Origin of the sequence: Streptomyces sp. NPDC059477 (assembly GCF_042749375.1) — a bacterium.
Lineage (GTDB): Bacteria > Actinomycetota > Actinomycetes > Streptomycetales > Streptomycetaceae > Streptomyces.
Map to the genome: position 1 here is coordinate 23,438 of NZ_JBHYUG010000092.1, position 10,531 is coordinate 33,968.

The following is a 10,531-nucleotide window of genomic DNA, read 5'->3' on the forward strand; positions in this document are numbered from 1 at the left end:
TACGAGTGCCCCTCCGGGGGGACGGGCAACAGACCCAGGATCGGGACCAACCGGCGATGGACCGCGACCCCTCACCCACCCAGCCACCCAGCCACCCAGCCAGGGAATGCCCCCGTCCCCCAGGCGTTGAACCCCATGTGACCCCAGCGATCGCCGATATCCCGTTCTCCGTGCTCGACCGGTCCCGTACCCGGGAGGGGCGGCCGGGGCCGGAGGCGTTGCGGGACACGGTGCGGTTCGCGCGGGAGGTGGAGCGGCTCGGCTATCACCGGTTCTGGGTGTCGGAGCATCACGGCGTGCCCGGCGTCGCCGGTTCGGCGCCGACCGTGCTGGCCGCCGCCGTGGCCGCCGCCACCGGGAGGGTCCGGGTCGGCACGGGCGGGGTGATGCTCCCCAATCATCAGCCGCTGGTCGTCGCCGAGCAGTTCGGGGTGCTGGAGTCGCTGTTCCCGGGCCGGATCGACATGGGCCTGGGGCGTTCGGTGGGCTTCACCGACGGGGTGCGCAGGGCGCTGGGCCGGGACAAGGGCGTGGCGGAGGACTTCGAGGGCCAACTGGCCGAGCTGCTGGGCTGGTTCCGGGGCACCTCGCCGACCGGGGTGCACGCCCGCCCGTCGGATGGCCTGACCGTGCCGCCCTTCGTGCTGGCGATGGGCGAGGGCGCGGCCATCGCCGCCCGCGCGGGCCTGCCCATGGTCATCGGCGACCTCCGCGACCCGGAGCGGATGCAGCGCGGGATCGATCAGTACCGCGCCCTGTTCCGCCCCTCGGAGTGGGCGAGTGAGCCGTACGTCGTCGTCTCCGGCACGATCGCGGTGGCCGCGTCCGAGGAGGCGGCCCGGCGGCTGCTGATCCCGGAGGCGTGGTCGATGGCGTACTCGCGCACCCATGGCACCTTCCCGCCGCTGCCGCCCGCCGAGCGGGTCGAGGCGCTGCGGATGACCGAGCGGGAGCGCGGCTTCTACGAGTCCGGGCTGACCGGCCGGCTCGTGGGCACCGAGGAGCAGGTCACCCACGAGCTGGAGACGGTCCTGAAGGCGACGGGGGCGGACGAGGTGCTGGTGACGACCAGTACGTACGACCGTGACGCGCTGCTGGACTCCTACCGGCGGCTGGCACGGATCACCCGCCGCCACCCGTCACAGCCATCGTAGCCGTCACAGTGACGCGGGCTGTTCCGCCTGTACCTCCAGCGCCCCGTCCACCGCGTCGACCCGGGCCCGGTCGCCCGCGTTCAGCCGGCCCGACAGCAGCATGTCGGCGAGGCGGTCGTCGACCTCGCGCTGGATGGTGCGGCGCAGCGGGCGGGCGCCGAAGTCGGGCTGGTAGCCGAGGTTGGCGAGGAGGTCGGCCGCCGTGTCGGTGATCTCCAGGTCCACCTCCTGGGCGCGCAGCCGGCGCCGGGTGTGGTCGAGGAGGAGTTCCACGATCTGGCGCAGCTGGACGCGGTCCAGGCCCCGGAAGACGATGATCTCGTCGATGCGGTTGAGGAACTCGGGCCGGAAGTAGTCGTTCAGGACCGGTAGCACCTGTTCGCGCATCAGGTCGTAGTCCTCGACCCCGGCGGACAGGATCCGGTCGGCGCCGATGTTCGACGTCATGATGACGACGGTGTTCTTGAAGTCGATCGTGCGGCCCTGGGAATCGGTGAGCCGCCCGTCGTCCAGGATCTGGAGCAGGGCGTTGAAGACGTCCGGGTGCGCCTTCTCCACCTCGTCGAAGAGCACCACGGAGTACGGCTGCCTGCGCACCGCCTCGGTGAGCTGGCCGGCCTCCTCGTGGCCGATGTATCCGGGCGGGGCGCCGACCAGCCGGGAGACGGTGTGCCGCTCCTGGAACTCGCTCATGTCCAGGCGGATCATCCGGTGCTCGTCGCCGAAGAGGGCGGCGGCGAGCGCGCGGGCCAGTTCGGTCTTGCCGACGCCGGTCGGGCCGAGGAACAGGAAGCTGCCGACGGGCCGGTCGGGGTCGCTCATGCCGGCGCGGGCGCGGCGCACGGCACGGGCGACGGCGGTGATGGCCTCGTCCTGGCCGACGACGCGTTCGTGGAGGTGCTCCTCCAGCTTCATCAGCCGCTCGCGCTCCTCCTCGGTGAGCTGGGCGACCGGGATGCCGGTGGAGCGGGCGACGACCTCGGCGATGTCGTCGGCGGTGACCTTCGGGGTGTGCTCCTCGGCGGCGTCCGCGTCGGCGAGCCGGCCCTCGGCCTCCTTGATCCGGTCGCGCAGTTCCCTGGCCCGCTCGTACTCCTCGTCGGCGACCGCCTGGTCCTTCTCCCGGCCCAGGGCGGCGATGGTGTCCTCGATGTCGCGGGTGTCGGCCAGCGGGGTCTTGGCACGCAGCCGGACCCGGGCGGCGGCCTGGTCCATCAGGTCGATCGCCTTGTCGGGCAGGAAACGGGAGGTGATGTACCGGTCGGACAGTTCGGCGGCGGCGACCACCGCCTCGTCGGTGATCCGGACCTGGTGGTGGGCCTCGTAGCGGTCGCGCAGCCCGCGCAGGATCTCGATGGTGTCGTCCACGGACGGCTCGCCGACCAGGATGGGCGCGAAGCGGCGCTCCAGGGCGGCGTCCTTCTCGATGTGCTTGCGGTACTCGTCGACCGTGGTCGCGCCGATGAGGTGCAGTTCGCCCCGGGCGAGGGCGGGCTTGAGCATGTTGCCCGCGTCCATGGCGCCCTCGCCGCCGCTGCCCGCGCCGACGACGGTGTGCATCTCGTCCAGGAAGAGGATCAGTTCCTCGCCGTGCTCGCGGACCTCTTCGAGGAGCTTCTTCATGCGCTCCTCGAACTCGCCCCGGTACTTGGTCCCGGCCACCATCCCGGGCAGGTCCAGGGAGACCAGCCGCTTGCCCGCGAGGGTGCGCGGCACGTCGCCGGTGACGATCCGCTGGGCGATGCCCTCCACGATGGCGGTCTTGCCGACGCCGGGGTCGCCGATCAGCACGGGGTTGTTCTTGCTGCGCCGGGAGAGCACCTCGATGGTCTGCTCGACCTCGTCGTCCCGCCCGATCACCGGGTCCAGGCGCCCGGCGCGGGCGTCCTCGGTGAGATCACGCCCGAACTCGTCGATGGTCGGCGTGCTGCTGGGCCGCTGCCGCTCGGCTGCGGTGTGCTCCCCGGCCGGCATCCGGGCGGCCTCCCAGCCGCTGTCGGCGAGCGCCTGCCCGGCGGCGGACTCGGGGTTCGCGGCGAGGGCGCGCAGCAGGTGTTCGGGGCCGATGTAGGAGACGCCGTCGGCGCGGGAGATCCGGTAGGCGTCGAGCAGGGCGCGTTTGGCGGCCGGGGTGAGAGCGGCCGGCTCGGTCTTCTCGCCGCCTGCGGTGTGGGCGGCGAGCCGGGCGCGGATCCGGTCGGGGTCGGCCCCGGCGTCGCTCAGCAGCCGCCGGGTGGCGTCCTGCTCGGTGGCGGCGGCCAGCAGATGGCGGGCGTCGAGATCCTCGCTGCCCTCGGCGGCGGCGATGTCCCGGGCCTGTGCCACCAGCTCACGGGCCCGCTCGGAGAGCAGGCTGCCGATATCGACGCTCTGCGGCCTGCGGGCCGGTGCCGGCGGCCCGCCCTGTCCGCCCGGCCCGCCGAAGAAGCGGGACATCAGCTCGTCGAACTCCTCGAAAGGACTGCGGCCGAAGCCGAAACCGGGAGTAGTCATGATGGACGGGTCCTCCGTACGTCGCCGGGCATCCCCGCCTACCAACGTCGCACAGCCCGCCGGGGCCCGCACCCGCGCGGGGTTACCGGGGGTGACCTGCGCGACCGCCCGCCCCGCCCCGCGCGGGGACCGGGAGCACGATCGCCGGGGCGTGGAGGTGAACATCCCGCGCGATGTGGTCGCGTTCGTCAACGGTCACCGGTCCGTCCAGCGCACGGCGGACGCGGTACGGCGGCCCGGTGCCGGGCCCGGTCGTGATCCCGGAGTGGGGAACGGCCCGCCGTGCTCCTCGACCGCTCCGGGGGGCGGGCGGGTCGACGCCGCTCGGTCGTACGGCCGTTTGTCCGGTCGGTCAACTGGCCTCGGCCACACGGTCATTCGGCCGTCGGGGGCGCCCGGCCGTCCCGACCCGATCACTGAATCGCTCGCTCACTCACTCACTCGGTCGCTCACCAGTTCCGCTTCCGCCCGCCTCCCCTCCGCCTCCGCCCCGGTGCGCTGGGACACCAGGGTCGCGTGCGGCCAGTCCGGCTCGCCGACCCGGCCCGGCTGGGCGGCGTGGGCCAGGGTGCGGCGGTCGGGGTGGGTGCCGGGGGCGATGAGGGGGCGTACGTCGACCTCGGCGAGCAGGCCCCGGGCGCACACCACCCGCCAGACGGAGGTGACCAGGGAGTCCTCGCCGATGAAGGCGGGGGTGGTGCTGGCCGGGCCGTCGGTGAGCCGGTAGTGCAGCCGGACCGGCTGGACGGGGACCCGGGCGTCGAGGGCGGCCTGGAAGGCGGCCCGGCGGAAGGTGCCCTGGGCCCGGCCGCACCAGGTGCTGCCCTCGGGGAAGACACCGACGGCGCCGCCCTGCCGCATGACGTCGGCGAGCGCGGCGACGGTCCGCGGCAGGGCCCTGATGCGGTCACGGTCGATGAAGAGGGTGCCGCCCCGCGCGGCGAGCGCGCCCGCGACGGGCCAGCGCCGGATCTCGGTCTTGGCGAGCATCCGGGCGGGGCGCACGGCGGCGAGGAGCGGGATGTCGAGCCAGGAGATGTGGTTGGCGACGATGAGCAGGCCGCCCGTCGCGGGGGCGGACCCGGTGACGGTGAGCCGGACCCCGGCGGCGCGGACCACGGTCCGGCACCACCAGCGGATCGTCCCGGCGGGCATCCGGCGTCCCAGCGGCAGCGCGAGACAGGCCGCGGCCACCAGCGCCAGGACCGCCGTGAACCGCAGCACGGCCCGGGGCAGACCCGCCGCACGCCCCACCGCGTCGATGCACGCGGCGGGGGTGCACGGCGCACTCGGCTGCCAGACGCTCATCGCGTTCATCAGGCCGGGACGAGCGAGAGGAAGTGCTTGAGGTAGCGCGGGTTGACCCGGCGCATGGACAGCAGGACGTAGAGGTCGGCGACGCCGAAGTCGGGGTCGTGGGCGGGCTCGCCGCAGACCCAGGCGCCGAGCCGGAGGTAGCCGCGCAGCAGCGGGGGCAGTTCGGTGCGCCCGGCCGGGCGGGTGACGCCCTCTGCGCTCCAGGGCAGCAGCGGGCGCACCCGGTACTCCTCGGGGGCGAGGTGCTTGCCCTGGACGCGGTCCCAGGTGGCGGCGGCGAGCGTACCGCCGTCGGCGAGCGGGACCGAGCAGCAGCCGGCGAGCCATTCGTGGCCGCCGGCGACCATGTAGCGCGCGATCCCGGCCCAGATCAGGCCGATGACGGTGCCGTCGCGGTGGTCGGGGTGGACGCAGGAGCGGCCGACCTCCACCAGGCCGGGGCGGATCGGGTCGAGTCCGGTGAGGTCGAACTCGCCCTCGGAGTAGTGCCGTCCGGCGATCGCGGCCCGGTCGGGCGGCAGCAGCCGGTAGGTGCCGACGACCTCGCCGCTGATGGTGTCGCGGACGAGCAGGTGGTCGCAGTACGCGTCGAAGGCGTCGATGTCGAGGCCGGGCTGCGGGCTGGACAGCAAGGCGCCCATCTCGCCGGCGAAGACGTCGTGGCGCAGCTTCTGGGCGGCGCGGACGTCGGCCTCGTCGCGGGCGAGGGTGACGGTGTACCGCGTGGGTGCCGCCGGCTGTGGCGGTCGGTCGAGCGTGGTGACGCCGGTCATGGCTCTCTCCTGGTCACGGGCCGGGTTCGGCAGGTGCGTCGGACGGGGGCCGGTCCCGTACGTCCGGCCGCCACAGTTCTTCCGACGCCGGCTGTCCGGCGCGTAACCCCTGATGGGAGAGCGGGTGTGAGGTAGTTGAATGCCCGGGGTGGGCCGGGCGGGTCGGGGAAATGCTTGGCGGGACCGGAAGAGCACCGCTCCCGGTCCCGCCCGTCCGCACCTTAACGGCGAACGTCTGTGAGCTGCGGCGTTTCGCGCAGCCTGGTGGATCCCGACGCCCGGGCCCTACCGCTTGGCCACCTTGCGGGTCGCCCGCAGCCATTCCCTGTTCATGCTGGTGATGGAGACCAGGGGGATGCCCTTCGGGCAGGCGGTGGCGCACTCGCCGGTGAGGGTGCAGCCGCCGAAGCCCTCGTCGTCCATCTGCGTCACCATGTCCAGGACCCGGGTCTCGCGCTCGGGCGCGCCCTGCGGCAGCACGTTGAGGTGGTTGATCTTGGCGGAGGTGAACAGCATCGCGGCGCCGTTGGGGCAGGCGGCGACGCAGGCGCCGCAGCCGATGCACTCGGCGTGCTCGAAGGCGAAGTCGGCGTCCGGCTTCGGGACCGGCGCGGCGTGCGCCTCGGGGGCGGCGCCGGTGGGGACGCTGATGTAGCCGCCGGCCTGGATGATCCGGTCGAAGGCGGAGCGGTCGACGACGAGGTCCTTGACGACCGGGAAGGCCGCCGCCCGCCAGGGCTCGATGTCGATGGTGTCGCCGTCGGCGAAGGACCGCATGTGGAGCTGGCAGGTGGTGGTGCGCTCGGGTCCGTGGGCGTCGCCGTTGATCACCAGGCTGCACGCGCCGCAGATGCCCTCGCGGCAGTCGTGGTCGAAGGCGACCGGGTCCTCGCCCTTGAGGATGAGTTCCTCGTTGAGCGTGTCCAGCATCTCCAGGAAGGACATGTCGGAGGAGATGCCGTCCACCTGGTAGGTGGACATGGCGCCGTCGGCGTCGGCGTTCTTCTGCCGCCAGACGCGCAGGGTGAGCTTCATGCGTAGCTCCGCTGGGTGGGGTGGACGTACTCGAAGACCAGGTCTTCCTTGTGCAGGACGGGCGCCTCGCCGGTCGTGGTGAACTCCCAGGCGGCGGCGTAGGTGAACGCGTCGTCCTGGCGGGCGGCCTCGCCGTCCGGGGTCTGGGACTCCTCGCGGAAGTGGCCGCCGCAGGACTCGGCGCGGTGCAGCGCGTCGAGGCACATCAGCTCGGCCAGCTCCAGGTAGTCCACGATCCGGTTGGCCTTCTCCAGCGACTGGTTGAACTCCTCGCCGGTGCCGGGGACCTTGATGCGCCGCCAGAACTCCTCGCGGATCTGCGGGATGCGCTCCAGGGCCTTGCGCAGTCCGGCGTCGGTGCGGGCCATGCCGCAGAACTCCCACATCAGTTCGCCGAGTTCGCGGTGGAAGGAGTCGGGGGTGCGGTCGCCGTCGACGGACAGCAGCAGGTTGAGGCGGTCCTCGGTCTCGGCGATCACCTCCTGCACCACCGGGTGTTCGCCGGTCACCGGCTCGCTGTGCGGGTGGCGGGCGAGGTAGTCGTTGATGGTCGCCGGGAGCACGAAGTAGCCGTCGGCCAGGCCCTGCATCAGGGCGGACGCGCCGAGCCGGTTGGCGCCGTGGTCGGAGAAGTTGGCCTCGCCGACGGCGAACAGGCCCGGGATGGTGGTCTGGAGGTCGTAGTCGACCCACAGTCCGCCCATGGTGTAGTGCACGGCGGGGTAGATCCGCATCGGCACCTCGTACGGATCCTCGTCGGTGATCCGCTGGTACATGTCGAAGAGGTTGCCGTACTTGGCCTCGACGGCCGCCCGGCCCATGCGCTGGATGGCGTCCGCGAAGTCCAGGTAGACGCCCTGGCCGCCGGGTCCCACGCCACGGCCCTCGTCGCAGACGTTCTTGGCGGCGCGGGAGGCGATGTCACGCGGGACCAGGTTGCCGAAGGCGGGGTAGACGCGCTCCAGGTAGTAGTCGCGCTCGTCCTCGGGGATCTGGTTCGCCGGACGGGTGTCGCCCTGCGCCTTCGGCACCCAGATCCGGCCGTCGTTGCGCAGCGACTCGCTCATCAGGGTCAGCTTGGACTGGTGGTCGCCGGTGCGCGGGATGCAGGTGGGGTGGATCTGGGTGAAGCAGGGGTTGGCGAAGTAGGCGCCGCGCCGGTGTGCCCGCCACACGGCGGTGGCGTTGGAGTTCATGGCGTTGGTCGACAGATAGAACACATTGCCGTAGCCGCCGGAGGCGAGGACGACGGCGTCCGCGAAGTAGGTGTCGATCTTCCCGGTGATCAGATCCCGGGCGACGATCCCGCGCGCCCGCCCGTCGACCACGATCACGTCGAGCATCTCGGTACGGGGGTGCATCTCGACGTTGCCCGCCGCGATCTGCCGGCTGAGTGCCTGGTAGGCGCCCAGCAGCAGCTGCTGGCCCGTCTGGCCGCGGGCGTAGAACGTACGGGAGACCTGGACGCCGCCGAAGGAGCGGGTGTCGAGCAGTCCGCCGTACTCACGGGCGAAGGGCACGCCCTGCGCCACGCACTGGTCGATGATCTCGACGGAGATCTGCGCGAGCCGGTGGACATTGGACTCACGGGCGCGGAAGTCGCCGCCCTTGACGGTGTCGTAGAACAGCCGGTGCACGGAGTCGCCGTCGTTGCGGTAGTTCTTCGCCGCGTTGATGCCGCCCTGGGCGGCGATGGAGTGGGCGCGGCGCGGGGAGTCCTGGTAGCAGAACTGGACGACGTGGTAGCCCTGTTCGGCGAGGGTGGCGCCCGCGGAGCCGCCCGCGAGGCCGGTGCCGACGACGATGACGGTGTGCTTGCGGCGGTTGGCCGGGTTGACCAGCTTCGCCTCGAAGCGGCGGGTGTCCCAGCGCTCTTCGATCGGCCCGGAGGGGGCCTTGCGGTCGAGGACCGGCTCACCGGTCGCGTACTCGGAGTAGGTCATCTCAGCTCACCAATCCGGTCATGACGCCCACGGGCACGGCGATGAACCCGAGCGTGAGCACTGCGGCGAGAACGTTGGCGACGGTCTTCAGGGCGCGGTCGCGGCTGCGGCTGCCGGCGCCGAGGGTCTGGGCCGCGCTCCAGAAGCCGTGCCGGACGTGCAGGCCGAGCGCGAGCATCGCGACGAGGTAGATGGTGTTCCCGTACCACGTGGAGAACGTGTCGATGATGTTCTGGTACGGCTTGAGGTGCTCGTAGCCGCCCGGGTGCACGGTGCCGGTCGTCAGGTCGAGGATGTGCCAGACGATGAACAGGCCGAGGATGATCCCGCCCCAGCGCATGGTGCGCGTGGCGTAGCTGGCGCGCGGCTTCTTGTGCACGTACTTGCTGGGGCGCGCCTTGATGTCCCGGCGGCTGAGCTGGTAGGCGGAGACCGCGTGCGCCACGACGGCGACGACGAGGACGATCCGGACGAGCCACAGCGCCCACTCGTAGTGCAGCACCGGTTCGCCCATGGTGCGCAGCCAGTGGGCGTAGTCGTTGATGTCCTCGGGGCCGAAGAAGATCTTCAGGTTCCCGATCATGTGCGCGATCAGGTAGAGCAGCATCACCAGGCCGCTCACGGCCATGACGGTCTTCTTGCCGACCGAGCTGTCCCACACCGTGCGCGCCATGGACGGCCGTTTGTCCGTCCGCGTTGCCAGAGCCATGTCAGGCACGCTAGAGCCGGGAGACCCCATCGGTCCAAGACATGGTCCGGCTTGATTCGATAGGCCTGGCCTATAGTGGCTGGATGCAGTTCCAGCAGCTCCAGTATTTCGTGGCGGTCGCCGAGACCCGGCACTTCACCCGCGCCGCCGAGCTGGTCCATGTGGCCCAGCCCTCGCTCTCCCAGCAGATCAAGGCGCTGGAGCGGGAGCTGGGGGCGGATCTGTTCCTGCGGGCACGCGGCAACATCGCGCTGACCGACGCGGGCGAGGCGCTGCTGCCGCTGGCCCGGCGGATCCTCGCCGACGCGGACACCGCCCGTATCGAGGTGCAGGAACTGGTGCAGCTGCGGCGCGGCCGGGTGCGGCTGGGGGCGACGCCGAGCCTGTGCACCGGTCTGCTGCCGGATGTGCTGCGCGCCTTCCACGACCGCTATCCCGGGATCCAGCTGCTGATCGAGGAGGGCGGCTCGCACGATCTGGTACGGCTGCTGGCGCGCGGGTCGCTGGATCTGGCGCTGGTGGTGCTGCCGCTGCCGGCCGCGTCCCCGGCGCTGACGACGGTGGAGCTGCTGCGCGAGGACCTGGTCGTCGTCTCGGCGCCGGAGGCTGCGCGGCCGGGTGGTGGGGGGCGGAGCGTGCGGTTCGCCGATCTTGAGGGGGAGCGGCTCGTGATGTTCCGGCACGGCTATGACCTGCGGGAACTGACCGTCGCCGCGTGTCGCTCCGCGGGGTTCGAGCCGGATTTCGCCGTGGAGGGCGGGGAGATGGACGCCGTGCTGGGGTTTGTCCGGGCGGGGCTGGGGATCGCCGTGGTGCCGCGGATGGTGGCGGCGCGGTCGGGGCGGGGGTTGCGGGTGACGCCGCTCACCCGTCCCGGACTGCACCGCACGATCGCGCTCGCCCACCGCAGCGATGTGGCTCCGCCTCGGGCTGCGCGGGAGCTTCAGCGGATGCTGCTGGAACGGTGACCTTTTTGATGCGGGGTGCGTCTGCCTGGTTGCGGTGTGATGCCGGGTGCGGGTGGTGGGGTGGCTGGTCGCGCAGTTCCCCGCGCCCCTGAAGAACCGGGCGTTGCGGTCGCGCCCTGCCTTTAGGGGCGCGGGGAAC

Annotated in this window: 8 protein-coding genes; 2 read left to right on the forward strand and 6 right to left on the reverse strand. The window is 72.1% G+C overall.

Going from position 1 to position 10,531, the window contains the following annotated elements:
* Positions 1-137 precede the first annotated feature (137 nt).
* Complete coding sequence (locus ACFXAZ_RS32055; RefSeq protein ID WP_384598281.1) at positions 138-1,154, forward strand: LLM class flavin-dependent oxidoreductase; 1,017 nt, start codon at positions 138-140, stop codon at positions 1,152-1,154.
* A gap of 3 nt (positions 1,155-1,157) precedes the next feature.
* Here the strand turns inward: ACFXAZ_RS32055 and ACFXAZ_RS32060 are convergent, their stop codons facing one another.
* From ACFXAZ_RS32060 to ACFXAZ_RS32085, 6 genes are all read right to left on the reverse strand, one after another.
* Positions 1,158-3,647 carry an ATP-dependent Clp protease ATP-binding subunit gene (locus tag ACFXAZ_RS32060; protein WP_384598283.1) on the reverse strand — a complete coding sequence of 830 codons (2,490 nt, stop codon included), beginning with the start codon at positions 3,645-3,647 and terminating at the stop codon, positions 1,158-1,160.
* A 429-nt stretch (positions 3,648-4,076) separates the two neighbouring features.
* Positions 4,077-4,955, reverse strand: coding sequence for a lysophospholipid acyltransferase family protein (locus ACFXAZ_RS32065; protein WP_384598285.1), 879 nt, complete (start codon positions 4,953-4,955; stop codon positions 4,077-4,079).
* 8 nt (positions 4,956-4,963) lie between these two features.
* A complete protein-coding gene (locus ACFXAZ_RS32070; RefSeq protein ID WP_384598287.1) occupies positions 4,964-5,737 on the reverse strand; it encodes a GNAT family N-acetyltransferase in 774 nt (257 codons plus the stop codon).
* A 285-nt stretch (positions 5,738-6,022) separates the two neighbouring features.
* On the reverse strand, positions 6,023-6,772 hold the full coding sequence (locus tag ACFXAZ_RS32075) for a succinate dehydrogenase/fumarate reductase iron-sulfur subunit (protein ID WP_384598289.1): 750 nt from the start codon (positions 6,770-6,772) through the stop codon (positions 6,023-6,025).
* Positions 6,769-8,715, reverse strand: a complete 1,947-nt coding sequence (locus tag ACFXAZ_RS32080) for a fumarate reductase/succinate dehydrogenase flavoprotein subunit (protein WP_384598291.1) — start codon at positions 8,713-8,715, stop codon at positions 6,769-6,771. The genes ACFXAZ_RS32075 and ACFXAZ_RS32080 overlap by 4 nt, the downstream gene beginning before the upstream one ends.
* 1 nt (position 8,716) lies before the next feature.
* Positions 8,717-9,424: a succinate dehydrogenase gene (locus tag ACFXAZ_RS32085; protein WP_384598293.1), complete on the reverse strand. Its 708-nt coding sequence runs from the start codon at positions 9,422-9,424 to the stop codon at positions 8,717-8,719.
* A gap of 83 nt (positions 9,425-9,507) precedes the next feature.
* On the opposite strand from ACFXAZ_RS32085, the gene ACFXAZ_RS32090 reads away from it, so the two are divergent.
* Positions 9,508-10,392, forward strand: a complete 885-nt coding sequence (locus tag ACFXAZ_RS32090; RefSeq protein ID WP_382687404.1) for a LysR family transcriptional regulator — start codon at positions 9,508-9,510, stop codon at positions 10,390-10,392.
* Positions 10,393-10,531 lie beyond the last annotated feature (139 nt).